Annotated in this window: 22 protein-coding genes and 1 riboswitch; of the genes, 12 read left to right on the top strand and 10 right to left on the bottom strand. The window is 70.6% G+C overall.

Annotated elements, in window-relative coordinates; translation table 11 throughout:
* The first annotated feature begins 19 nt into the window (after positions 1-19).
* The 7 genes from mpaA2 to FHS07_RS02680 all read left to right on the top strand — a co-directional run bounded on the left by mpaA2 (position 20) and on the right by FHS07_RS02680 (position 5117).
* Complete coding sequence (gene mpaA2 / locus FHS07_RS16620; RefSeq protein WP_281369375.1) at positions 20-148, top strand: MpaA2 family daptide-type RiPP; 129 nt, start codon at positions 20-22, stop codon at positions 146-148.
* Between the two features lie 62 nt (positions 149-210).
* Positions 211-333 (top strand): MpaA3 family daptide-type RiPP, encoded by a 123-nt coding sequence (gene mpaA3, locus FHS07_RS16615; protein ID WP_279390918.1) that lies wholly within the window; start codon positions 211-213, stop codon positions 331-333.
* Between the two features lie 70 nt (positions 334-403).
* Positions 404-1225, top strand: coding sequence for a daptide-type RiPP biosynthesis methyltransferase (gene mpaM, locus FHS07_RS02700; protein ID WP_183418362.1), 822 nt, complete (start codon positions 404-406; stop codon positions 1223-1225).
* Positions 1215-2906, top strand: coding sequence for a daptide biosynthesis intramembrane metalloprotease (gene mpaP, locus FHS07_RS02695; RefSeq protein WP_183418361.1), 1692 nt, complete (start codon positions 1215-1217; stop codon positions 2904-2906). Before mpaM ends, mpaP begins: the two co-directional genes overlap by 11 nt.
* Positions 2903-3619, top strand: a complete 717-nt coding sequence (locus tag FHS07_RS02690; RefSeq protein WP_183418360.1) for an ABC transporter ATP-binding protein — start codon at positions 2903-2905, stop codon at positions 3617-3619. The genes mpaP and FHS07_RS02690 overlap by 4 nt, the downstream gene beginning before the upstream one ends.
* Positions 3620-3627: 8 nt before the next feature.
* Positions 3628-4344: an ABC transporter permease gene (locus FHS07_RS02685; protein ID WP_183418359.1), complete on the top strand. Its 717-nt coding sequence runs from the start codon at positions 3628-3630 to the stop codon at positions 4342-4344.
* The gene (locus FHS07_RS02680) at positions 4341-5117 is read left to right on the top strand and encodes a hypothetical protein (RefSeq protein ID WP_183418358.1); all 777 of its coding nucleotides are present in this window, start codon (positions 4341-4343) and stop codon (positions 5115-5117) included. The genes FHS07_RS02685 and FHS07_RS02680 overlap by 4 nt, the downstream gene beginning before the upstream one ends.
* A gap of 58 nt (positions 5118-5175) precedes the next feature.
* Here the strand turns inward: FHS07_RS02680 and FHS07_RS02675 are convergent, their stop codons facing one another.
* Positions 5176-5628 (bottom strand): GNAT family N-acetyltransferase, encoded by a 453-nt coding sequence (locus tag FHS07_RS02675; protein WP_055958767.1) that lies wholly within the window; start codon positions 5626-5628, stop codon positions 5176-5178.
* A gap of 218 nt (positions 5629-5846) precedes the next feature.
* Between FHS07_RS02675 and FHS07_RS02670 the strand changes: the two genes are divergently transcribed.
* The gene (locus tag FHS07_RS02670; protein WP_183418357.1) at positions 5847-8066 is read left to right on the top strand and encodes an NADP-dependent isocitrate dehydrogenase; all 2220 of its coding nucleotides are present in this window, start codon (positions 5847-5849) and stop codon (positions 8064-8066) included.
* A gap of 623 nt (positions 8067-8689) precedes the next feature.
* Here FHS07_RS02670 and FHS07_RS02665 read toward each other — a convergent pair.
* The 3 genes from FHS07_RS02665 to FHS07_RS02655 form a co-directional block, all read right to left on the bottom strand.
* Complete coding sequence (locus FHS07_RS02665; RefSeq protein WP_183418356.1) at positions 8690-10081, bottom strand: L,D-transpeptidase family protein; 1392 nt, start codon at positions 10079-10081, stop codon at positions 8690-8692.
* Between the two features lie 104 nt (positions 10082-10185).
* The gene (locus FHS07_RS02660) at positions 10186-11550 is read right to left on the bottom strand and encodes an FAD-linked oxidase C-terminal domain-containing protein (protein WP_183418355.1); all 1365 of its coding nucleotides are present in this window, start codon (positions 11548-11550) and stop codon (positions 10186-10188) included.
* Complete coding sequence (locus tag FHS07_RS02655; protein WP_343054582.1) at positions 11547-11933, bottom strand: YrdB family protein; 387 nt, start codon at positions 11931-11933, stop codon at positions 11547-11549. Before FHS07_RS02655 ends, FHS07_RS02660 begins: the two co-directional genes overlap by 4 nt.
* 200 nt (positions 11934-12133) lie before the next feature.
* Positions 12134-12219, top strand: a riboswitch (ZMP/ZTP riboswitch).
* A 57-nt stretch (positions 12220-12276) separates the two neighbouring features.
* Between FHS07_RS02655 and glyA the strand changes: the two genes are divergently transcribed.
* The 3 genes from glyA to FHS07_RS02640 all read left to right on the top strand — a co-directional run bounded on the left by glyA (position 12277) and on the right by FHS07_RS02640 (position 15419).
* The gene (gene glyA, locus FHS07_RS02650) at positions 12277-13551 is read left to right on the top strand and encodes a serine hydroxymethyltransferase (protein ID WP_183418354.1); all 1275 of its coding nucleotides are present in this window, start codon (positions 12277-12279) and stop codon (positions 13549-13551) included.
* Positions 13552-13932: 381 nt separating this feature from the next.
* Positions 13933-14814 (top strand): bifunctional methylenetetrahydrofolate dehydrogenase/methenyltetrahydrofolate cyclohydrolase, encoded by an 882-nt coding sequence (locus FHS07_RS02645; protein WP_183418353.1) that lies wholly within the window; start codon positions 13933-13935, stop codon positions 14812-14814.
* Positions 14815-14939: 125 nt separating this feature from the next.
* Complete coding sequence (locus tag FHS07_RS02640) at positions 14940-15419, top strand: cytochrome C5 (protein WP_183418352.1); 480 nt, start codon at positions 14940-14942, stop codon at positions 15417-15419.
* A 50-nt stretch (positions 15420-15469) separates the two neighbouring features.
* Here the strand turns inward: FHS07_RS02640 and FHS07_RS02635 are convergent, their stop codons facing one another.
* From FHS07_RS02635 to FHS07_RS02610, 6 genes are all read right to left on the bottom strand, one after another.
* Positions 15470-16270: an aldolase/citrate lyase family protein gene (locus FHS07_RS02635; RefSeq protein WP_183418351.1), complete on the bottom strand. Its 801-nt coding sequence runs from the start codon at positions 16268-16270 to the stop codon at positions 15470-15472.
* Positions 16255-17040, bottom strand: a complete 786-nt coding sequence (locus tag FHS07_RS02630; protein WP_183418350.1) for an FAA hydrolase family protein — start codon at positions 17038-17040, stop codon at positions 16255-16257. The genes FHS07_RS02635 and FHS07_RS02630 overlap by 16 nt, the downstream gene beginning before the upstream one ends.
* Positions 17041-17301: 261 nt before the next feature.
* Entirely contained in the window at positions 17302-18489 is a 1188-nt protein-coding gene (gene hpaD, locus FHS07_RS02625; RefSeq protein WP_246383076.1) for a 3,4-dihydroxyphenylacetate 2,3-dioxygenase, read from the bottom strand.
* A 133-nt stretch (positions 18490-18622) separates the two neighbouring features.
* The gene (gene hpaE, locus FHS07_RS02620; protein ID WP_183418349.1) at positions 18623-20149 is read right to left on the bottom strand and encodes a 5-carboxymethyl-2-hydroxymuconate semialdehyde dehydrogenase; all 1527 of its coding nucleotides are present in this window, start codon (positions 20147-20149) and stop codon (positions 18623-18625) included.
* Between the two features lie 90 nt (positions 20150-20239).
* Positions 20240-20932, bottom strand: a complete 693-nt coding sequence (locus tag FHS07_RS02615) for a GntR family transcriptional regulator (RefSeq protein WP_183418348.1) — start codon at positions 20930-20932, stop codon at positions 20240-20242.
* A complete protein-coding gene (locus FHS07_RS02610) occupies positions 20932-22485 on the bottom strand; it encodes a fumarylacetoacetate hydrolase family protein (protein WP_183418347.1) in 1554 nt (517 codons plus the stop codon). The genes FHS07_RS02615 and FHS07_RS02610 overlap by 1 nt, the downstream gene beginning before the upstream one ends.
* A 119-nt stretch (positions 22486-22604) precedes the next feature.
* Between FHS07_RS02610 and FHS07_RS02605 the strand changes: the two genes are divergently transcribed.
* Entirely contained in the window at positions 22605-23987 is a 1383-nt protein-coding gene (locus FHS07_RS02605) for an MFS transporter (protein WP_183418346.1), read from the top strand.
* Positions 23988-24290 lie beyond the last annotated feature (303 nt).

The raw sequence follows: 24290 nt of genomic DNA, 5'->3' as shown, positions 1-24290 counted from the left end.
CGACCTTCGAGGAGGTGACATGCACATGACTTCCACCCTGGAGTTCGTCGAGCTCGACTCGATGGACGCCCCTGACGACGGATGGGATTGGTTCCGCGGCTTCAGCTACGGCGTGGCCCTCGGGCTCATCGCCCTTTCCGCCACCTGAGAACTCGCGACGGATGCCGCGACCGTGGCATCCCTTCCTCTACCGCACCGAGGAGGTGACACATGCCGAACGATCTCGCTCTGGGCTTCGAGGAACTCGACGCCCTCGACGCGCCGATGGAGTGGTGGGAGCACGCCAGCTACATCATCGCCATCGCCGCCGCGACGGTCGCCATCGCAACCTGAACGCCGCCGAGGGGGAGACGCCGCCCGCGTGTCCCCCTCGACGGTCCACCGCTACACCCCACGAGGAGCCATGACCGCACCGCTGACCGACTCCGTGCGCCACCGCCTGGCGGAAGCCGGATGCGTCGCCGACCCGAGCGACGTGTACGCCGGCGACGGCGCACGGTTCTACGACGATCTCGTCGGGCCGGACCGATCCGAGATCCGTGAGGTGCTCGCCGTCGCGCGCCGCAGCGGTCCCGAGGTGCTCGACCTCGCCGCCGGGACCGGTCGGCTCACCGTCCCGCTGCTGCGGTCCGGCGCGCGCGTCACCGCCCTCGACCTCTCGGCCGACATGCTCGCACGGCTGCGCGACGCCGTCCCCCCGCAGGCGCCCTGCACGTTCGTCGTCGCCGACATGTGCGCGTTCGATCTCGAGCGAGTCTTCGATCTCGTCGTGCTCGGCGCGACCTCCATCACGCTGCTCGGCGGAGCGGACCGTCGACGCCTCTACGCCGCCGTCCGTCGGCACCTCGCTCCCACTGGGAGCGTGCTGCTCTCGGTCGCGGGGCCCGTCGCGGTCACCCGGCTACGCGCTTCCGCCGATCAGGAGATCGCCGTCGAGACGGCACGCGGACGCAAGGCCTATCTGCAATCCCAGCAGGTCGAGGCGGGCGGCGCAGCACGCATCGTCAACTGGATGCCGCTCCCGCTGCCCGCGTCACCCGGCCCCGTGCGCGTATTGACCACGCGTCTGCAGCTCCTCGACGCGGCGACGGTGTCCGCCGAGCTGCGGGAAGCCGGATTCGCCCGGCCTGCGGCGATCCCGGTGCGCACGAACGGGGCCGTCCCGGGCGAGGGCATGGTGCTGCTGCACACCCGTGCCGACGACGGAGGCGCCGATGTCACGTGATGTGCTCCCCCCGCACGCCCCTGCACCGCACGCCGCGGTACCGCCGCGGCTCGCCGACACCGTGCGCATCGAGCCCGCGGCCGACGGCGGGCATTGGCTCGTCAGCGTCGACGGCGTGCCGGTGTCGCGGGCGTCCTCGACCGTCGCGGCGACCCTGCGTGCGATGGACGGCGCCGCCGCCGTCGACGACCTGCGCCGGCGCTTCGCCCCCGATCAGGAGCCGGAAGCGTTCGCCGCACTCGTGGAGCGGTTCCGGCGGGCCGGTCTGCTCGAGGGTGCGCAGCGGCGTCCCGCCGGGCGCCTGACCTACCGGCCGCCGCTGACGATCCAGCTCGCCACGCTGCGCGCCCCCCTCCTCTTCGATCGTCTGCTTCGGTTGTTGCGGCCGCTCCTGCGTCGGTGGCTGGTGTGGCCGCTCGCGGCGGTGGTCGTGCTGGGTGTGGTCGCGCTGCTGTGGCAGGCCGAGACGGCGGCGCGCGCGCTCACGGCTCCGCTCCCGCTGGTCGACGTGGTCCTCGTCGCGGCGGTGATGATCGCCGCGACCGTCGCCCATGAGGCCGCGCACGGCGTGACGCTTTCGCATGCGGGTGCACGGCCGCGGCGAGCCGGGGTCATTCTGTTGTACCTCGGGCCGGCGTTCTTCGTCGACGTCACCGACGCGTGGCGCCTTCCCTCGCGCGCCTCCCGCGTCGCCGTCGCCTTGGCGGGTCCGGCGGTCCACGCCGTCCTCGGCGGGGCCGCAGCCCTGGGGGCGCTCGCCGTTCCCGACTCCGACCTGCGTCGGGCGCTGCTCGTCGTGGCGTGCACGTGCGGCACCGTGGTCGTCGTCAACCTCGTCCCCTTCGTCCGATTCGACGGGTACGTGGCGCTCATGAGCGCGCTGGACGAGCCCCGTCTGCGCGCCCGCACGATGGACGACGCCGCGGACGCCCTGCGTCGCGTCCTCTTCGGCGGCTCGGCGGTCTCTCGGGCGTTCCCGCGTCGATGGAGCGTGCCCTTCGGGGTGCTCAGCGCCCTGGTGCCCGCCGTGATCGTGTGGCTCGCCGTCGAACGGACGGTGCGCGCGCTCGCCGGCACGGGACCGGTGGGCGCGTTCCTCGTCCTCGCCCTTCAAGCGTTCGTCGTGATCGCCGTCGGTGTCCGCGTCGCGCGATGGCTCGCGGCGTGCTGGAGGCGGGGCAGGGGGCGCGTCCGATTCGTCCTGCTGGCGGCGTCCGTGACCGCGGTCGCCCTCGGCGCGGCGGCCTTCACCCCGGTCGACGACGTCCGCACGACCGGCTTCGTCGTGGTCGACGACCGGGTGCTCCTCGTGTCGACGGCTGGTTCGCCCGCGCCGCTCCCCGTGGCCGACGGCACCCCGGTCGACCTGTCGACGAGCGGGATCCTCTCCGCGCAGGTCGCGACCGGGACCGCGCGGGCGACGGCGCTGCGCCCCCGGGCAGCGCCCCTCTCGGCGTTCTCGCCCGTCGAGGTGAGCGGAGTCGACGTGGACGCCGTCGCCATCGGCGCCGTCGACGTCGCCGAGAGCGCCGAGTTGCCCGCTGCCGGCCGCGCGAGCCTTCGCATCGGCTCCCGCTCCGCGCTCGAGGCGGCGTGGACGACCCACGTCGTCGAGCCGGCGTCTGTCCTCCTCTCGTTCCTGCGCCCGCCGGACACCGATACGAAAGAGACCCGACAATGATCGACCCCGCTATCGAGGTGCGCCACCTCACCAAGAGATACGGATCCCGCACGGCCGTCGATGACGTCTCGTTCGCCGTGCGTCGCGGCAGCATCGTGGGACTGCTCGGCCCGAACGGAGCGGGGAAGTCCACGACGCTGCGCACCGTCGTCGGCCTGTCCGCCCCGACCGAGGGCGAGTCGCTCGTCGACGGCCTGCCGTTCCGCCGTCTCGTACAGCCATCGGCCCACATCGGTGTGCAGATGGACGGATTCGGCTTCGAGACCGGCATCACCGCGCGGCGACACCTCGAGATCGCCCGCCTCGCCGTCGGCGCCCCCCGCCGGCGTGTCGACGAGGTTCTCGACGAGGTCGGACTCGCCGACGACGCCCGGCGACGAGTGAAATCCTTCTCGACGGGCATGGTGCAGAGGCTCGGGCTCGCGGCCGCCCTCATCGGCTCGCCTCGCACGCTCGTCCTCGACGAACCCTCCAACGGTCTGGACCCGGACGGCATCCGGTGGTTGCGTCGCTACCTGCGGGCCTTCGCGGAGGGCGGGGGATCGGTCCTGGTGTCGAGCCATCAGCTCGCCGAACTCGAGCACACCGTCGACGAAGTCGTCATCCTCCAGCGTCGGGTGCTGTATTCCGGCGCGCTCGGCGACCTCGTGTGCGGCCCCGGAGATTCCCTCGAGGATCGCTACTTCGACCTCGTCGAGGGGAGTCGCGCGTGATGAGGGCGATGCGTGCCGAGATCCTGCGCGCGCGCAGTGGATTCAATACCCTCGCCGTCCTGCTGCTGGCGGGGTTCGTCCCCGTCATCGTCCTCACCAGCGACGACACCCTCGGGCGGATGACGAGCCTGGATGCCGAGACCGCCGCGGGTCTGCTCTTCGCCCCGGTCGCGTGGACCTTCGTGGTGGCGGCGTTCGCGGGGGCGTTCGGCGTGACCCGCGAGTTCTATTACGGATCCATGGGCCGGACGGTCGTCCAGGTCGGGTTCGCGCGCGCGTTCGTGGGCAAGGTCCTCGCGGCGATGGTCGTCGGACTGATCCTCACCGCGGGCCTGACCCTCCTATGGTGCGGTGTCGTCGCCGTGGTGATGAGCGTGAACGGTCTCACGTTCGCCCCTTCCCCGGCGGTGTTCCGCACGGCGCTCGGAGCGCTTCCCGCGACGGCGCTGGGGTCGGTCTTCGGTGCCGCGGTCGGCTGGATCGTGGGCAACTACTACGCCGCGGCAGCCCTGGTGCTGGCAGGCCCGATCGCCTTCGAGCTCGCCCTGCTCGGCACCGCGCCCGACGTGGCCCGCTTCCTGCCGGGGTTGTCGCTCGCTGCGCTGGCGTCGCCTCAGAACCATCCCGTGCTGCTCCCGCCGGGCGGCGGGTTGGCCGTGGCTCTGGCCTGGGCCCTCGCACTGACGACGGGTGCGTGGATCGTCGGACGACGGCGGTTCGCGTGACGGCCGCTTCCGTGGTCACCCGTCCCTCCCTGCTGCGCCGCGCGGGTCGCACTCTCGCCGCTCAGGGGCGGAGCTTCGAGGTCGACCTGCCCCTGGGTGGGATCGCTGCGGCCACGCTCGTGCTCTCCGCGTCCATCGCCGCGAGCATCCCCGCTGACGTCGCCGGCGCGCCCGATGACGTGAAGATGCTCGTGGTCGGGCCGTTGTCGGCGGTGATCGGCGTCTATGCCGCCGTCATGGCCGCGATCTACGGCTCGTTCCGGTACACGCTGGACCGTCGCTCCGGGGTGGTCGCGCAGAGGGCGACGCTGCAGTCGCGCCCCTGGGCGCTCGTCGGTCGGGTGCCGTTCACGGCGCTGGGCGGAGCGATGGTCGCCGCCGCGGCGGTGCTCGGCGGACGTCTTGCGCTGGTGCCGACCTTCGGTCTCGCCGGCGTGGACCTCGGTGGTGTCCTGGCGATCCTCGCCGTGGGCGCGGCCGCCGCGGTCTGGGGTCTCGGCGTGGGGCTCGTCGTCCAGGCGCATCTGCCGGCGCTGTTCGTCGCCCCCTTCTCGATCAGCGCCGCGCTCATGGCGGCTTCCCCGTGGCCGGACATCGCGGCCTGGATGCCGCTGCCCACGATGCTCCGCGGCGCCGGGCTCGATCTCGCGGCCCTCGGTGTCGGCGAGGCCGTCGGGCCGACGCAGGAAATGGCGTCCGCTCTAGCGACCGCGTGGGTAGCCACCGCGCTCGCCGCGGGCGCGTGGTCGTTCCTGCGGCGAGACGTACGGTGATCCGAGCGCCGTCGGCGCTTGCGGGGGCGGCGGAGGAGGGATCGCCTCGCCGGTCGGGTCAGACCCGCACGCGCGCGATGATCTCGCCGTACTCGGTCTCGCCGACCGCCTCGAAGCCGACGCGTTCGAAGAACGCCTCGGGGCCGCCGACGCCGGGTTCGTAGATGACGTCGACGTGGTCCATGCCGCGGCCGCGTGCCTCTTCGAGAACGGCGGCGAGGGCGTAACTGCCGACGCCGCGGCCCTGCTCGTCGGCGTCGACGTTGATGCGCCAGAGCACCGAGCGGAAGTGCTCTTCGTGGGCGTCGGGGTCGAAGTTGGCGCTGACGAAGCCGACGACCTCGTCGGCGTCGAGCACGACGCGCTGCCACGACGTCTGCGGATTGCTGACGGTCGCGGCGATGCCGTAGCTGACCGGAGCGAGGAACTGCTCCTGGCCGGGCTTGAGCGACAGAGTGTTCACCGCCACGATCGTGGCGGCGGACAGTTCGACGAGACGCAGGTCAGCCATGCGCCCAGGCTAGCGGCCCGGCAGCGCAGTCCCAAGATCGCATGCCCTCGCATGCGTCCCCGTCATCCGCCCGCCGGCGACACGCACCCGCGCGTTCACCCGAAACAGCGACGCAGATCCCCGAGGGGGCAACCCCGAACTATCTCGATATCAAGAGACTTTGCCGACGTGCGATAGGCTGAAACGCAACCCTGGCCGCCTCTACGGAGAGATCTGACGTGCCCGATTCCACCATCATTTACACGTACACCGACGAGGCGCCGGCTCTTGCCACCGCGTCGTTCCTGCCGATCGTGCAGGCCGTCACGAAGCAGGCGGGAGTCGACGTCGAAACCCGCGACATCTCGCTCGCCGGCCGCATCCTGGCGGCCTTCCCCGAGCGCCTCACCGCCGATCAGCAGGTCGGCGACGCGCTCGCAGAGCTCGGGGGCCTTGCGACGCTCCCCGAGGCGAACATCATCAAGCTGCCGAACATCTCGGCATCCATTCCCCAGCTCAAGGCGGCGATCGCCGAGCTGCGCTCGCAGGGCTACGACATCCCCGACTACCCCGATGAGGCGTCGAGCGACGACGACAAAGACGTGCGCGCGCGCTACGACCGCATCAAGGGATCAGCTGTGAACCCGGTGCTGCGCGAGGGCAACAGCGACCGCCGCGCGCCCCTTGCGGTGAAGAACTACGCCAAGAAGCACCCGCACCGCAACAAGCCTTTCGGTGAAGGTTCGAAGACCCGGGTCGCCACCCTCGGCCACGACGACTTCCGCTCGAACGAGAAGTCCGTCGTGATCGCCGCGGACGACGTGCTCTCGATCCAGCACGTCGCCGCCGACGGCACCGTCACCACCCTGAAGCAGTCCCTGAAGGTGCTCCAGGACGAGATCGTGGATGCCACGTTCCTCTCCGCCGCAGCCCTCGACGCGTTCCTCGCCGAGACGTTGGCCGAAGCGAAGGCCGACGACGTGCTGTACTCGGTGCACCTCAAGGCCACGATGATGAAGGTCAGCGACCCGATCATCTTCGGCCACGTCGTGAAGGCGTTCTTCGCCGACGTGTTCCACCGCCATGGTGACGCCCTCGCCGCCGCCGGCCTGACCCCCAACGACGGCCTCGGCTCGATCCTGGCGGGTCTGTCGAGCGTCGAGGGGGGCGACGCGATCGCGTCCGAGATCCGCGACGCCCTGGCATCCGGTCCCCGCCTCTCGTACGTCAACAGCGACAAGGGCACCACCAACCTGCACGTGCCCTCCGACGTGATCGTGGATGCCTCGATGCCCGCGCTCATCCGCAACGGCGGCAAGCTGTGGGGCGTCGACGGGGGAGAAGACGACACCCTCGCCGTCATCCCCGACTCGTCCTACGCCGGTGTGTACCAGGCGACCATCGAGGACGTCATCGCGAACGGTCCGCTGAACCCCGCCACCATCGGCTCGGTGCCGAACGTCGGACTCATGGCCCAGGCCGCCGAGGAGTACGGCAGCCACGACAAGACCTTCGAGATCGCCGCCCCCGGACGCGTGCAGGTCCTCGCCTCGAACGGTGACGTGCTGCTCGAGCACGAGGTGGACGCGGGCGACATCTGGCGCGCGACGCAGACGAAGGACGTCGCCGTGCGCGACTGGGTGAAGCTCGCCGTGACGCGCGCCCGCGCGGCGGGTGTGCCCGCGGTGTTCTGGCTCGACGAGAGCCGCGCGCACGACCGCAACCTCATCGCCAAGGTCACCGAGTACCTCGCCGACCACGACACCGAGGGCCTTACGATCGAGATCCTCGCCCCGGCGGAGGCGACGACGTACTCGCTGGAGCGCATCCGTCGCGGCGAAGACACCATCTCGGTCACCGGCAACGTGCTGCGCGACTACCTCACCGACCTGTTCCCGATCCTCGAGGTGGGCACGAGCGCCAAGATGCTCTCGATCGTCCCGCTCCTCGCGGGCGGCGGCCTGTTCGAGACCGGTGCCGGCGGCTCCGCTCCCAAGCACGTGCAGCAGCTCGTCGAAGAGGACTACCTGCGCTGGGACTCGCTGGGTGAGTTCTTCGCCCTCGCGGCCTCGCTCGAGCACCTCGCCGACACCACCGGCAACGACCGCGCCCGCGTGCTCGCGCAGACCCTCGATGCCGCAACCGGCACGTTCCTCGAGAACGACAAGTCCCCCGGCCGCGCCCTCGGCACCATCGACAACCGCGGAAGCCACTTCTACCTCGCCCTGTACTGGGCCGAGGAGCTGGCGCAGCAGACGACGGATGCCGACCTGGCCGCCGTCTTCGCCCCCGTGGCCGAGAAGCTCGCCGCCGAAGAAGAGACGATCGTCTCCGAGCTCAACGCGGTCCAGGGTCACGCCGCCGAGATCGGGGGCTACTACCGCCCCGACACCGCGCTCGTCGAGAAGATCATGCGTCCCTCGGCCACGCTGAACGCCGTGGTCGACGGCTTGCGCTGAGTCGCGGCCCGAACGCCAGAGGGGGCGGATGCCATGTGCATCCGCCCCCTCTGGCGTTCCATGCCGACCGTGACTCCAGCGGGTCGGAGCACAGCTCTTGCACCCTGTGCTCGCCCCACTCGTCAGGTGCCTCGCGCGGACACAATGCAGGAGTTGTGCGCGCTGCACAGGTCGGGGGCGGGCGCTGACGCGGCGGACGGGGCCGGAGTCCTGCGTCGTGTCCGTCGGCAGTCGGCATGGGGCGGTCCGCCGTGGCCCGTCGGGCAGTCGGCATGGGGGTGGCCCGCCGTGGCACGGGGAGACCGCAGGCGCTGAGTGGGCGGCCTGCCATCACTCCTGCAGCCCGTGCTCGCCCTGTCCCCGGGCGCCGTGCGCGGGCACAACGCAGGAGTCGCGTCGGCGGATCCGCGGGGATCCGGCGGCTGACGCGGCGGCGAGGGGGAAAGTCCTGCGTTGTGTCCGCCGGGTGCAGAACGGCCCGTTCTCGCGGCCTGCCGGCGGACCGCGCCGCGGTCGGCACACCCCCGCCGGGACGAGCCGTGCGCGCCGATCAGCCACCATGCCCCGGCGACGACAGAGGGGGTGGATGCCGATGGCGTCCACCCCCTCGAGAGGTCACGGGCTCAGTAGTGGACCGAGACCTCGGTGCCCTGGTAGGCCCAGTCGTACAGCTCTTTGGCGTTGTTCACCGTGAGGTTCACGCAGCCGTGGCTCATCGGGGTGCCGAAGTTGTTGTGCCAGTACGTGCCGTGGAACGCCTCATCGCCGTTGAAGTAGGCGACCCACGGAACATCTTTGGTGCACCAGTCGTAGCCCGGGACGCACCCCATGTCTTGCATCGACGTCTTCCAGCCGATGCGGTAGTCGCCGGTGTGGGTCTCCCAACCGCTCTTGCCCGAAGACATGGACCAGTTGCGATAGACCTGCCCGTTCTCGTACAGGGTGACCGACTGCGCGCTGAGGTTGACCTCGATGCGACGCTCGGTCTTCTTGGTGTCGAAGGGCGTCTCGGCGACGGTGAGACCGAAACGCGCATTGCCGTCGGCGAGCTGCGACGCGAAAGCCGCGGCGATGCCGCTGGTGTCACCGAGCGAGCGACCGGTCTGGCCCTCGGTGAGGGCCTTGATGACCTCGCCGCCGCTGTCGACGATGACGTCGGCATTGACCGCGGCGCGGTCGACGCTGCCGGCGAGACCCGAGACGGCGTTCTGAATGGCGGCTTCATCGGCCGAGATGGCGAACTCGCCCGTGCCGTCGGGGGTGACGGTGATCCAGGATGCCGCCGTGGCGCGGTCGACGGGCACCGTGCGCTCGTCGCCGATGTAGAAGCCCGCGGAGTCGAGGATGCCGTTGAGCTTCGCCACGGCGGCGTCGGCTTCTTCGGTCGAGACGGGGGCGTCGACAGCGACCAGGCCGGCCTCGACCGTGGTCGAGGGGGTGCCGGCGTCGAACGCGGACTGCAGTGCGGCGGCGACGACGGTGGCGTCGATCCCCTCGCCGGCCTCGGCGGGGATGGTCACATAGGTCTCGGAACCGGCGTCGTAGGCGAGCGAGGCGTCGACCGGCGCGCGGAACGCTCCGGGGGCACGGTCGCGCAGGGTCGCGGCCGCGTCGGCGGCATCGACCGCGACCGCGACACCGGTGCCCTGCGGGAACCACGATGCGGGCTTCCACATGGGGTTGTCGGAGAACGCCTTGTCGGCGAGGGCTGCGGCGTCGACCGTGGCGCCGAGATCGGCGCCGGTGACGGTCACTTCTCCGGCGGGGCTCTCGACGGTGACCGTCGTCTGCGCCAGGCGGGTCTCGATGGCCTGAGCCGCGGCTCCGGCGGTCAGGCCGCCGATCTGCACACCGGCGACGGACGCGCCGGGCGCGATCAGGACCAGCGAGGCGGCGATGAGGGCCACGGCCGTGGCGCCGGCGGGGATGCCGATCCACAGGCCGGAGCGGTTCTTACGCGCCTTCGGCTCGGCCGGAGCCCAGGCGTACGTGGCGCCGTCGGTACCGTCGGTCATTGGTCAAACCCCCCACAAGTCAGTCTTCCCATGCTATTGGAGAGCGCTGCGCATTCGCCGGGAGCCACGTCACGTTCTCATCACGCCGGCGCGACCCCCGACCCTCAGGACGCGAAGACCTTGCCGGGGTTCAGGATTCCGAGCGGGTCGAACACCCGGGCGATGTCGCGTTGCAGTCGCCACTGGTCGTCGCCCAGCTCGTCAGCCAGCCAGCGACGCTTCAGCACCCCGATGCCGTGCTCACCGGTCAGCGTGCCACCCAGTGCGAGGGCCGCGCGGAAGAGCTCCTCGGCGGCATCCCACACCACCGGGGGGACGTCGGGGCCCTCGAATACGAAGTTCGGATGCAGATTGCCGTCGCCCGCGTGAGCGACGGCCGGGATCACGAGTCCGAACTGCCGCTCGATGCGCGCGATCTCGTCGAACATGTCGGGCAGTGCGCTGCGGGGGACGGAGACGTCCTCGATGAGCGTCGTGCCCAGCGTCTCCATCGCCGGGTGCATGGCGCGGCGGATCGCCAGCAGCTCCTCGCCCTCGGCGGCGTCGGCGGCGACGGTCACGGTGCCGCCGGCCGCGCGGAGGACGTCGGCGATCGCGCGGGCCTCGGCGGCGGCGACGGGCCCGTCCGTCTGCACCGTCAGCTGCGCCGCGCCCGGGGGAGGAGCCGGCAGCGACAGCAATCGGTGCACGGCCGCGAGGCTCGTGGCATCCATCAGCTCCATGACCGCGGGCTGCGCACCGGATGCCGTGACCCCGGCCGAGGCGACGGCGGCGGCCCGGACGCCGTCGAACAGCGCTGTCAGCGTGACACGCTCGCCCTCGACGAGGCGGCGGAGCTTGAGGGTGGCGCCGACCACCACACCGAGCGTCCCCTCCGATCCGATGACCAGCGAGGTGAGGTCGAGGCCGGTGACGCCCTTCACGCTGCGATGACCGAGGCGCAGCAGGCGTCCGTCCGCGAGGACGAGGTCGACACCGAGCACCGCGTCGCGCACCACGCCGTACTTCGCGCAGAGCAAACCGCCGGCACCGGTGGCGATGTTGCCGCCGACCGTCGAGATGGCGCGGCTGGCCGGGTCGGGCGCCCACCAGACGCCGTGCGGTTCGAGCAGCGCATTCAGGTCGGCGTTGAGGATGCCGGGTTCGACGACCGCGAGGAGGTCGTCGGGTCGCACCTCGATCACCCGGTCCATCCCGCGCACCGACAGGCTGATCTCGCCACCGCCGGTGTTGGCACCTCCCGCGAGTCCCGTGCCGGCGCCGCGCGGGACGACGGGGGTGCCGGTGGCCGAGGCGATGCGCAACGTCGCCTGCACGTCGGCCACGGACGCCGCGTGCACGACGGCGAGGGGGAGGCCCGAGGCTGCGTGACCCGACTTGTCGGACCGTGCCGCGTCGAGGGCTGCGGGGTCGACGTCGACCCGCTCGCCGAGTTCCGCGCGCAGCAGGGCGACGACGTCGGTGCTCACGCCAAGCGCCGGCGGCCGTTCACCGCGCCCACGGTCACCGCGACGACGGCGAAGGCGAGTCCGATCCACGCCTGGCCCATGCTCCACCAGGCGATGGTGGCCGCGGCGTAGACGAAGAGCTCGACGATCGCGCGGATGAAGGGGTGCACGGCGAGCACCGCGCGGGGGGAGACGAACAGCGCCCACACGACGATGGCGAGGGCGGGTGCACCGAGCCCGGCGACGATGTTCCAGGGCAGCGGCCAGGCCGTGAAGCCCCAGATGGCCATCGTGATGAAAGCGACGAGACCGCAGGCGACGCTGATGATCTCGATCGCGGTGGGGCGGGGGCGCATGCCCGGATCGAGGGGCGCAGCGGCACGGACGCGGGGAGTGTCGGACACGTCTTCGATGGTACGTCGTCTGCGATGGTGCGGTGCCGGCCGGCTCCGCGCGGACGCGCTCTTTCGGCCGTCCGCCGCCCGGGGGCGGTGCCTCCGGCGCGACGGGGTCTTCCGCGCGGGCAGAGGTGCGCCCCCGCCCCCGCCGACTCCCCGGGAACCCGCAGGATGCACTCGGCGTACCGCGGGGGAAACCGGTAATGTGGCAGCGTCGCGACTGGCGTTGAGGTGGGACACCACCGGGGAGCGACCGCTTGACGGTATTCGACCGTACGCCTGGGTCGATGCGGTATCTCCGCGGATTCGCCGAGTCCGTGGCATCCCGAACCATCGTCAAGGAGATCGCATGACCGATCCGTACTTCAACGCCCCCCTCTCCGAGGTCGACCCCGAGATCGCCGAGGTTCTGCAGCGCGAGCTCGATCGTCAGCGCGGCTTCCTCGAGATGATCGCGTCCGAGAACTTCGTCCCCGTCTCGGTGCTGCAGTCGCAGGGCTCGGTGCTCACCAACAAGTACGCCGAGGGCTACCCGGGTCGTCGGTACTACGGCGGCTGCGAAGAGGTCGACGTGGCCGAGTCGCTCGCGATCGAGCGGGCCAAGACCCTGTTCGGCGCCGGGTACGCCAACGTCCAGCCGCACTCGGGTGCCTCGGCGAACGCGGCGGTGCTGCACGCCATCGCCCGCCCCGGCGACACGCTCCTCGGTCTCGCCCTCGACCAGGGCGGTCACCTGACCCACGGCATGAAGATCAACTTCTCGGGCCGTCTCTACGACATCGTCGCGTACGGCGTCGACCCCGAGACCTCGATCATCGACATGGACGAGGTGCGCCGTCTCGCCCTCGAGCACAAGCCGAAGGTCATCATCGCCGGCTGGTCGGCCTACCCCCGCCAGCTCGACTTCGAAGCCTTCCGCGCGATCGCCGACGAGGTGGGCGCCCTGCTGTGGGTCGACATGGCGCACTTCGCCGGTCTCGTCGCCGCGGGCGTGCACCCCTCGCCGATCCCGCACGCCCACGTCGTCTCGACCACGGTGCACAAGACCATCGGCGGCCCCCGCTCGGGCCTCATCCTCACCAACGACGAAGCCCTCGCCAAGAAGATCAACACCGCGGTCTTCCCCGGCCAGCAGGGCGGTCCGCTCATGCACGTCATCGCCGCCAAGGCGACGGCGTTCAAGCTCGCGCTGACGCCGGAGTTCAAGGAGCGTCAGGAGCGCACCCTGCGGGGCGCGTCGATCCTCGCCGACCGTCTCACCCAGGACGACGTCAAGAACGCCGGCATCGCCGTGCGCTCGGGTGGCACCGACGTGCACCTCGTGCTCGTCGACCTGCGCGAGGCCGAGATCGACGGCAAGCAGGCCGAAGACCTGCTGCACGAGATCCACATCACGGTCAACCGCAACGCCGTCCCCAACGACCCGCGCCCGCCGATGGTGACCTCGGGTCTGCGCATCGGCACCCCGGCGCTCGCGACCCGCGGCTTCGACGACGCGGAGTTCACCGAGGTGGCCGACATCATCGCGCTCGCGCTGATCCCCGGCGCCGACGTCGAGGCCCTGCGGGCACGCGTCGCGAAGCTCGCCGACGCCTTCCCGCTGTACCCCGACCTGCAGCAGTGAGCCCCGCCGGGGCGGGGTCGCGGTTCTCTCGCGGCCTCGTCCCGGCATCCGGCGTCTGTCGGTCGCCGCCACCGCCCTCGCGAGAAACGCGATCGGCGGCGAGAAACGCCCCGACGAGGCGTTTCGTCCTGGCAATCGCGTTTCTCGACAGCAGCGCACGCACGGACACCGCGTCGTCCGGCGACGCGCTCCGCGCCGCGGCACATCTCGGCATCCGGGAACCGCCGCCACCACTTTCGCGAGAAACGCGATCGGCGGGGAGAAACGCCCCGACGAGGCGTTTCCTCCCGGCAATCGCGTTTCTCGACGGCAGCGCACACCCGCCGTCACCTTCTCGACACAGAACCCCCACGACCCGCACACCACAGAACGAGGGATGCCATGACGGCGACGATTCTCGACGGTAAGGCCGCCTCCGCGGCGATCAAGGACGAACTGGCTGAGCGGGTCGCCGCTCTGCGCGAGCGCGGCATCGTGCCGGGTATCGCCACGGTGCTCGTGGGCGCCGACCCGGCCTCGCAGCTGTACGTCGGGATGAAGCACAAGCAGTCCGAGGCGATCGGCATGAACTCGATCCAGGTCGAGCTGCCCGCAGAGGCCACGCAGGAAGAGGTCGAGGCCGTCATCGACCGGCTCAACGCCGACCCCGCGTGCCACGGGTACATCGTGCAGTTGCCGCTGCCGAAGCACATCGACACCGATCGGGTGCTCGAGCGCATCGATCCGGCCAAGGATGCCGACGGCCTGCACCCCACCAACCTCGGCCGCCTGGTTCTCAACGTCAACGCGCCGATCCTCACCCCGCTGCCCTGCACGCCGCGGGGCGTGATCGAGCTGCTGCTCCGAAACGACTACGACCTGAAGGGCAAGGAGGTCGTCGTCGTCGGGCGTGGGGTGACCATCGGCCGCTCGATCGGCCTGCTGCTGACCCGCCGCGAGATCAACGCGACCGTGACGCTGACCCACACCGGCACCGCCGACCTGTCGAAGCACCTGCGGGAAGCCGACGTGATCGTGGCCGCCGCCGGTGTGAAGCACATCGTCCGCGCCGAAGACGTCAAGCCCGGAGCCGCCGTGCTCGACGTGGGCGTCACCCGTGAGACGGACCCCGACACCGGCAGGTCGCGCGTGTACGGCGACGTGCACCCGGACGTCGCCGGGGTGGCGGGCTTCGTCTCGCCCAATCCGGGGGGCGTCGGACCGATGACGGTGGCCCTGCTGATGACAAACGTCGTCGAGGCCGCCGAGCGCGCGTCGGCGTGAGGCCGGGGTGCGCGACGCGTCCATGAGCATCCACCGGTGAACCGTGCCATGCCGCCGACTGAACAGACGGATACTCCGGCGCAATGGGGGAGGCGCGCACCCGCGCGACGTGGGAAGGTTTTCTCATGACTGAGTCTGTGCTGAACGACCTCCTCCGCCGCGTCACCGAGAGCGGCCTTCTCGACGACGCCCAGATCGACGAAGACAGCGTCATCGGTGCGGCGCACCTGGAGGCTGCGGGTGTCGAGGTCGAGGTCGACCTCGACCCGGAGATCGACGATGAGGACGCCCCCGATCTCGACGCCATCATGTCGGGCTTGAAGGACATCCTCACGGTGAGCGAGGATCGCTGGCGCGCGATCGTCGAAGAGGTCGCGAGCGACATCGAAGACGCCCTGGACGACGGCGAACTCGACGCCGACGTCGACCTCCGCACCGACCTCGAAGCGATCGGCGTGGGCGTGTTCGCCGACGCGATCATCGTGGTCTTCGCGGGCGAGACGTCGTTCCCCGACGCGCTCGTGCACGTGCAGTTGACGCCCGACCTCGAGGTCGAGGACATCGAGATCATCGGCGACGACGAGGGCGACGACGAAGACGAGTGACTCCTGACGAAGGGGGCCGGACGAGATCGTCCGGCCCCCTTCGCGTGCCCTCAGTAGCTGGCGCGGTCCTCGGCCCGCGGCGCGACGAAGCGTGCCGCGAGTGCCTCCGACGCCCGGGCGAGCAGGGCGACGTCGGCGCCGACGGCGACGAAATCGGCGCCCGCGTCGAGGTACGCCTCGGCCACCGCGGGATCGAAGGCATTCACGCCGACCGGGGTCCCGGAATCCCGACAGGCGGCGAAGACGGCGTGCACCGCCGCCACGACCTCGGGGTGCGACTGCTGCCCCAGGAGCCCCATGGATGCCGAGAGGTCGGAGGGGCCGACGAAGACGGCATCCACCCCGTCGACGGCGGCGATCTCGGTGGCGTTCGCGACGCCGGAGGCCGTCTCGATCTGCACCGTCAGCGAGACGTGCTCGACCGCCTCGGCGAGGTAGCCGTCGACGCGGTTCCAGCGGGCGCTTCGGGCGAGGGCGCTGCCGACCCCGCGGATGCCCGCCGGCGGATAGCGCGTCGCCGCGACGGCCGCGCGCGCCTCGTCGGCGGTGGAGATCATGGGCACGATGAGGTTCTGCGCGCCGAGGTCGAGCACCCGCTTGATGGTCACGGGGTCGTTCCACGGCACCCGGACGACCGGGGTCACCGGGTAGGCGGCGGCGACCTGCAACTGGGTCAGCACCGACTCCAGCGAGGTCGCGGAATGCTCCATGTCGAGCAGCAGCCAGTCGAGGCCGGAGCCGGCAGCGACCTCGGTGACGACCGCGCTGCCCGAACACACCCACATGCCGGCCAGCGGACGATCGGATGCCGCGAGGGCGGCGCGGAAGGTGGGGCTCAGACGAAGCGGCACGAGATCGTTCCCATCGGTCCGTAGTCGCACAGCACGTCATCGCCCTGCGACACCCACATCGGGCGCGTGAACGATCCTGCCAGGATGATCTCGCCAGCCTCCAGGCGCGCGCCGTGCTGGTGGAACTTGTTCGCCAGCCACGCGACACCGGTCGCGGGGTGGCCGAGGACACCGGCGGCGACGCCGGTCTCCTCGATCTCGCCGTTGCGGCTGAGGACGCCCGGAACCCACCGCAGGTCGATCTCGTCGGGGCGCTTGCGGACGTCGCCGAGCACCATCGCGCCGTAGGCGGCGTTGTCGCTGATGGTGTCGACGATCGTCCGTCCCTCGAGCTCGATGTGGGAGTTCAGTACCTCGAGCGCGGGCACGGCGTAGTCGATCGCGGCGAGGGCGTCGTCGAGCGTACAGTCGGGCCCCTCCAACGGCGTCTTCAGCACGAAGGCGAGCTCGACCTCGACGCGCACGTTCGAGAAGAGAGCGACCGGGATCTCGTCTCCCGAGCGGTACACGGTGTCGTCGAACATCACGCCGTAATCGGGCTCGGTGATGCCCGTCGCCTGCTGCATGGCTTTGGAGGTCAGCCCGATCTTGCGCCCCACGAGGGTGCGGCCGGCGGCGATCTGCGTGTCGCGCCAGCGACCCTGAATGGCGTACGAGTCCTCGATCACGGCATCCGGATACCGCGCGGTGATCCGCGGGATGACCGCGTGCGCGCGGTCGGCGGCGGCGAGCTCGGCGGCGATGGCGTCGATCTGTGCGTCGGTGAGCATGGGGTCCTTTCGTTTCGGCGGACACAACGCAGGAGATCGCGGGTGTCACGGGCGGAACCGGCCGCCTCCGGCTCGATCGCCGAAGGATCTCCTGCGTTGTGTCTCGGGTCGAGCGGGTACCGGGGCGAATCCGCGTCCGCAGTCGGCGCAGACGCTTGCGCGAACACAACGCAGGAGGTCACGCGCGAAGCAGCCGCGCCGATGCCCTCACCCGCGGCGGGGTGGCGAGAACTCCTGCGTTGTGTCACGACGGGATGCGGCTCAGAGCTGGTTGCCGAGCTTGAACTCGCCGGAGGGTCGGGAGTCGGAGGAAGCGGATGCCGACGTCCCGGCCCCGACCTCCTCGGGCGGGCGCGTGTAGCTGAAGCCGTCGGCGCCGATCGTCACGGCCATCTCGCTCGAATCGGTGCGGGCGCGTACGGGCTGCGGGGTGCCGTCGAGGTCGAGCACCAGCGAGCCCTCGGTGTACCACGACGGAACGACCGGGTTACCCCACCAGTCTCGGCGCTGGTTGTCGTGCACGTCCCACGTCACGACCGGGTTGTCGGGGTCGCCGGTGTAATAGTCCTGCGTGTAGACCTCGACGCGGTGGCCGTCGGGATCGCGCAGGTACAGGTAGAACGCGTTCGAGACGCCGTGGCGGCCGGGGCCGCGCTCGATGGCATCCGATCGGCGGAGCGCGCCGAGCTTGTCGCAGATGGCGAGGATGTTGTGCTTCTCGTGGGTGGCGAAGCACACGTGGTGCATCCGGGGGCCGTCGCCGCCGGTCATGGCGGTGTCGTGCACGGTGGGCTTGCGGCGCATCCACGCGGCGTACACGACGCCGTCTTCGTCCTGGATGTCCTCGGTGACGCGGAAGCCGAGCGACTGCATGAAGTTCACCGCCCGGGGCACGTCGGGGGTGATCTGGTTGAAGTGGTCGAGGCGCACGAGCTCGCCGGGGGAGTACAGGTCGTAGCGCCACGACAGGCGCTCCTGGTGCTCGGTGTCGAAGAAGAACTCGTACGGGAAGCCGAGCGGGTCGACCACGCGCACGGAGTCGCCGATGCCCTTCGTGAACCCGTTCGACTCGCGGCGCACCTCGCAGCCGAGCTCGGTGTAGAACGCGACGGCCCTGTCGAGGTCTTCCGTGCTGCGGACGCGGTACGAGAACGCGGCGACCGCGGCGATCGGTCCCTGGCGCAGGACCAGGTTGTGGTGGATGAACTCCTCGGTGGAGCGGAGGTAGATGGCCTCGTCGTCCTCCTCGGTGATGTGCAGGCCCAGGATGTCGACGTAGAAGACACGGGATGCCGCGAGGTCGGTGACGACGAGCTCCATGTAGGCGCAGCGAAGGATGTCGGGCGCCGGGGAGGAGGGGGTGGGGATGGGGTTCTCGGCCTGGATGGGGGCCTCTTGCGAGACGAAGAAGCCCGAGGAGGTACGGGTCATCTGGCTGCGGTCTGTCATGTCGCGTCCTTGCGTGTGAGGAGGAATGGATGCCGGGGGTGCGGGGTGTGCGGCGAGGTCGCAGGATCGTTCCGAGATGACGCGTCTTCGGCGGTGCAGAACGGGTGATCTCGGGCGGAACGTGTGACCTCGCTCAGTGCGCCTGTCCCGGCGCCTTGCCGAAGGTGGGGTTGTGGGCGGGGCCGAGCGTGATGTGCACGGCCTGCTGGTCGGTGTAGAAGTCGATGGAGCGGTAGCCGCCCTCGTGTCCCAGCCCCGATGCCTTCACCCCGCCGAACGGGGTGCGGAGGTCGCGGACGTTGTTGGAGTTCAGCCACACCATGCCGGCCTCGACGTTCTGCGCGAAGTTGTGGGCACGTCTGAGGTCGCTGGTCCAGACGTAGGCGGCGAGGCCGTACTTCGTGTCGTTCGCCAGGGCGAGGGCTTCGTCGTCGGTGTCGAACGGGCTGATCGCGACGACGGGGCCGAAAATCTCCTCCTGGAAGATGCGCGCGTCGGGGGCGACGTCGGCGAACACCGTGGGGCGGACGAAGTTGCCCTCGTCGAAGCCCTCGGGACGGCCGCCGCCGGCGACCAGGCGTCCCTCGGCCTCGCCGAGTTCCACGTACGACATGACCTTCGCGTAGTGCTCGGGATGAACGAGGGCCCCGACCTCGGTCTCGGGGTCGTCGGGGTAGCCGACTTTCACGCGGTCGGCTTGGGCGGCGTAACGCTCGACGAACTCGTCGTACACCGAGCGCTCCACCAGGATGCGGCTGCCCGCGGTGCAGCGCTCGCCGTTGAGCGAGAACACCCCGAAGATGGTGGCGTCGATCGCGGCATCCAGGTCGGCGTCGGCGAAGACGATCGCGGGACTCTTTCCGCCGAGCTCCATCGACAGCCCCTTCAGGAAGGGCGCGGCGTTGCCGAAGATGAGCTTGCCGGTGCTGCTCTCGCCGGTGAACGAGATGAGCGGCACCTCGGGGTGCTTCACGAGAGCGTCCCCGGCGTCTTCGCCGAGGCCGTTGACGAGGTTGAACACGCCCTCCGGCAGGCCCGCCTCCTCGAAGATCCCTGCCCACAGCGACGCCGACAGCGGCGTGAACTCGGCCGGTTTGAGCACGACGGTGTTGCCGGTCGCGAGGGCGGGGCCGAGCTTCCACGACTCGAGCATGAAGGGCGTGTTCCACGGCGTGATGAGACCGGCGACGCCGATCGGCTTGCGGTTGACGTAGTTGAGCTGACGGCCGGGTACCTTGAACGCGTCATCGGTCTGGGCGACGATCAGGTCGGCGAAGAAGCGGAAGTTCTCGGCCGCACGGCGAGCCTGGCCCAGCGCCTGCGTGATCGGGAGTCCGGAGTCGAAGCTCTCGAGCTCGGCGAGACGTTCGTCGCGCGACTCGACGATGTCGGCGATGCGGTGCAGCACGCGCGAGCGCTCGCGGGGGAGCATCCGCGGCCATGGTCCCTCGGTGAAGGCCTTCCGCGCGGCGGCGACGGCGAGGTCGATGTCGGCCTTCTTGCCCGCGGCGGCGGTCAGGTAGACCCGGTTGGTCACCGGGTCGAGCACGTCGAACGTGTCGGCGTCGACCGAGTCGACGGAGCGGCCGCCGATGTAGTGCTGAATGCGCTCCGGGAGGTCGGCCGGGGTGCGGCGGGTGGTGGTGAGCGGGGTGGTCATGCGAGCTCCTTCGATGGAGGGGTGGATGCCGGTGGCGTACGGCCCGGGGCGACGGTGCTGCGGGGGCGTCGGGTGGACGGCATCCGGAGATCAGAAAGCGGGGAGGCCGAGGACTTCGTCGGGGTGCTCGTGGATCATGTAGGCGTCGAGGGTGGCCGAACGGTGGCGCCGCGAGACCTTCTCGATCTCGGCGAGGGGCGCTGCGTTCTCGATGAGCACGAGGATGTTCTCGTGCTCGCGCACCGACTCCGCAGCGCGGCCCGGTACGAAGCTGAAGGTGGAGTCGCGCAGGTGCCCGAGGCGCGCCCACTCGGCCTGCACGAGTTCGAGCATGCGCGGATTGGCGCACTTGGCGAACAGGATGGCGTGGAACTCCTGGTTCAGTGCGGTGAACGCCCGCGGGTCGAAGTGTTCGAGGGTCTCGACCATCAACTCGTTGATCTCGCGCGCGCGGCGCACGTCGTTCGCGGTGAGGGCACGTGCGGAGAGCGCGGTCGCCGCCCCCTCGAGCAGGCTGAGCGCCTGCATGCTGAAGCGGTAGGCGGTGTCGTCGACCATCGAGACGCGCGCGCCGACGTTGCGCTCGAACATCACCAGGCCCTCGGCCTCCAGCTGTCGGATGGCCTCGCGTACCGGCACGACGCTCATGTCGAGCTCGCCCGCGATCGTGCCGAGCACGAGGCGGTAGCCGGGGGTGAACTCCTGCGACGCGATGCGTTCCTTGACCCAGTGATAGGCCTGTTGCGACTTGCTGCGGGAGGTCGCGGGGGTCGTGGCATCCATCAGGCGTTCCTTTCGCTCTCGTAACGGGCGCGCCAGTCGGTGTTCATCGGGAAGAGTCCGTCGAGGGGATGACCGGATGCCACCTGCCCGGCGATCCAGGCGTCCTCCTCTTCTTGCGCGAGAGCGGCATCTACCACCTCCTCGGCGATCGCGGGAGGGACGACGATGACGCCGTCGCCGTCGCCGACGAGGATGTCGCCGGGTTCGACGGTCGTGCCGCCGCAGCCGACGGCCACGTCGGTCTCCCAGGGGACGTGCCGGCGACCGAGCACCGCCGGGTGCGGCCCGGCGGTGAAGACGGGGATGCCGACCGCGGCCACCGCCTCGGCGTCGCGGACGCCGCCGTCGGTGACGATCGCGGCCGCTCCCCGCGCGTGGGCGCGGACGGCGAGGATGTCGCCGAGCGTGCCCGATCCGGTCTCGCCGCGGGCCTCGATGACGATGACCTCGCCCTCGCCGACCGCGTCGAACGCGCGCTTCTGCGCGTTCTGACCGCCGCCGCGGCTCGCGAAGAGGTCTTCGCGGTGGGGGAGGAAGCGGAGGGTCCGGGCCGTGCCGACGAAGCGGCTGCCGGGCGTGAGGGCGCGGACGCCGTCGATCGTGACGTCGTTCAAGCCGCGTTTGCGGAGCTGTCCGCTGAGGGCGGCGACGGGGACGCGCGACAGCTTCTCGCGCAGCTCGGGGGTGAGGGAGGGTCGGGCGGCGTGCGGCGCAAGGACAGGGGATCCGGCGAGAACAGGACGATCCGCGTCGGGGTGCCCTGTTCCGGGGTGATCCCCTGTCCTCGCCAGGGCTCCGGCGGCCGCGGCCTCGGGCGAGCCCCACGCCTCGGTGCGCTGGGTGTCGTCGACCGCGGGGAGCGAGCCGAGCCCGGCGTCGAAGCTCCGCGAACCCTGCACCACCGTGGTGCGGAGCCGGCCGGTCGAGTGCGCCCCGGCATCCACCTGCACCTCGACGGTCTGACCGGGAACGACCACCGACGAGCCCGCGGGGGTGCCGGTGAGGATGACATCGCCGGTCTCGAGGGTGAAGTGCTGCGACAGGTCGGCGATGATCTGCGCGAGCGGGAAGATGAGGCCTGCGGTGGTGTCGTCCTGCACGAGGTCGCCGTCGACCCAGGCGCGCAGGCGCAGGGCCGTGGGGTCGACCGCGCGGGCGTCGATGAGTCCCGGACCGAGCGGCGTGTAGCCGTCGCCGCCCTTCGACCGCACGTTGGAGCCCTTGTCGTTCGCGCGCAGGTCGTACAGGCCGAAGTCGTTCGCGGCGGTGAGGGATGCCACGTGGCTCCACGCGGCATCCGGAGTCACCCACCGTGCGGGCTCGCCGATGATCAACGCGATCTCGCCCTCGAACGCCAGGAGTTCGGTGCCGGCCGGGCGGACGATCTCGGCGTCCGAGGGGGCGAGTGAGCTCGACGGCTTGAAGAAGTAGGACGGGGCCGCGGGGCGTCGGCCCCTCTGGTCGGCGCGCGAGGCGTACGAGAGGTGGACGGCCACGATCTTGCCCGGGCGCCCGTCGAGGACGGTGAACCGGGGGTCGGTGCGGTCGGTCATGGAAGCTCCCTTGCGTCGTATCTGAAATCGTATACGATGACCAACGCCCCAGCAACACGCGCCTCGTCACCGACGACGACGTCCGGGGTTCATGACGACGACGTCTCGAAGGAGTCCCCATGTCTCGCTCGCAACCGCCGGGATTCACGCCCACCGGCACCATCTCCACATCGACGGACCGCCGCCGCGTGGTCTTCGCCACCGTTGTCGGCACCACCGTCGAGTGGTACGACTTCTTCCTCTACGCCTCGGCCGCAGGGCTGGTGTTCGGGCAGTTGTTCTTCGCACCCGCCGGTCCCGGTATCGCGCAGATCCTGTCGTTCCTGACCGTGGGTCTGAGCTTCCTGTTCCGCCCGCTCGGCGCCTTCCTCGCGGGCCACCTCGGCGACAAGTACGGCCGCCGGGTCGTGCTGATGCTGACGCTCATCCTCATGGGAGCTTCGACCACCCTCATCGGCGTCCTGCCGACGTACGAGGTGATCGGCGTCGCCGCTCCCGCGCTGCTGATCCTGCTGCGCGTGCTGCAGGGCATCTCGGCCGGTGGCGAGTGGGGCGGCGCGGTGCTCATGGCCGTCGAGCACGCCCCCAAGGCCAAGCGCAGCCTGTTCGGCGCGTCGCCGCAACTCGGCGTTCCCCTCGGTTTGCTGCTCGCGAGCGGCATGCTCGCGCTCATGGCACTCATCGCCCCCGGCGACGCGTTCCTCGCGTGGGGCTGGCGCGTGCCGTTCCTGTTGTCGTTCGTGCTCATCCTGATCGGCTACTACGTGCGCCGGAAGGTGGAGGAGAGCCCGGTGTTCGTCGAGATCGCCGAACGCAAGGAGCAGACCCGCATGCCGATCGTGCAGCTGTTCCGCAAGCACGCGCTGCTCGTGATCATCGCCGCGTTCGTGTTCGCCGGCAACAACGCCGTGGGCTACATGACCACCGGTGGCTACATCCAGCGGTACGCGACCAACCCCGACGGCCCGCTGGGGCTCGCCACCGCCGACGTGCTCGGCGCGGTGACCCTGTCGGCGGTGTCGTGGTTCGTTTTCACCTGGATCGGCGGCTGGCTGGGCGACAGGATCGGGCGTCGCAACACCTACATCATCGGGTGGATAGCGTTGCTCGTGGCGATCATCGCCCTGTTCCCGCTGGTGAACTCGGGCAGCCTCGCGCTTCTCACGCTCGGGCTGATGCTGCTGACGGTCGGACTCGGCCTGACCTACGGCCCGCAGGCGGCGCTGTACGCCGAGCTCTTCCCGGCATCCATCCGCTTCTCCGGCGTCTCGATCTCGTACGCCATCGGCGCGATCTGCGGTGGTGCGTTCGCCCCCACGATCGCCACGGCGCTGGTGGATCTGACCGGAACGACCGTGTCGGTGACGGTGTACCTCGCGATCATGGCCGTGCTCGGACTCGTCGCGACACTGCTCCTGCGCGACCGAAGCGGCATCCCCCTCGGCCCCGACCACGAGGCCGAGCAGGAGGTCAGCCCGATCCGCGGGTTGTCTCGGGTCTGACGTGCGGGGGAGCGGCCCCGTCGCGCTTCGGCGTGGCGGGGCCGTCAGCGTGAGCGGGGCGGGCATCGGAGCCGTCACCCGAGCCGTCACCCGAGCTCGAGACTGCGTGCGCGGGCGTCGTGGTGCGGCGAGATACGTGTGCCCGAGAGGGTCGCAAAGCCCGGCGCTGGCGATCCTCTGAGGCAACGGGGCGCGGGGTCGTCGGTTGGTTCGCCGGGGATGGTCGGTCATGCCCGGTGTTGCTGACCATCAGCGGCAACGGGACGTGTGGCCGTCGGTTGGTTTGCCTGGGGTGGTCGCCCG

The sequence above is a fragment of the Microbacterium proteolyticum genome, from assembly GCF_014192415.1.
GTDB lineage: Bacteria > Actinomycetota > Actinomycetes > Actinomycetales > Microbacteriaceae > Microbacterium > Microbacterium proteolyticum.
This window is presented reverse-complemented; position numbering and strand designations above follow the sequence as displayed.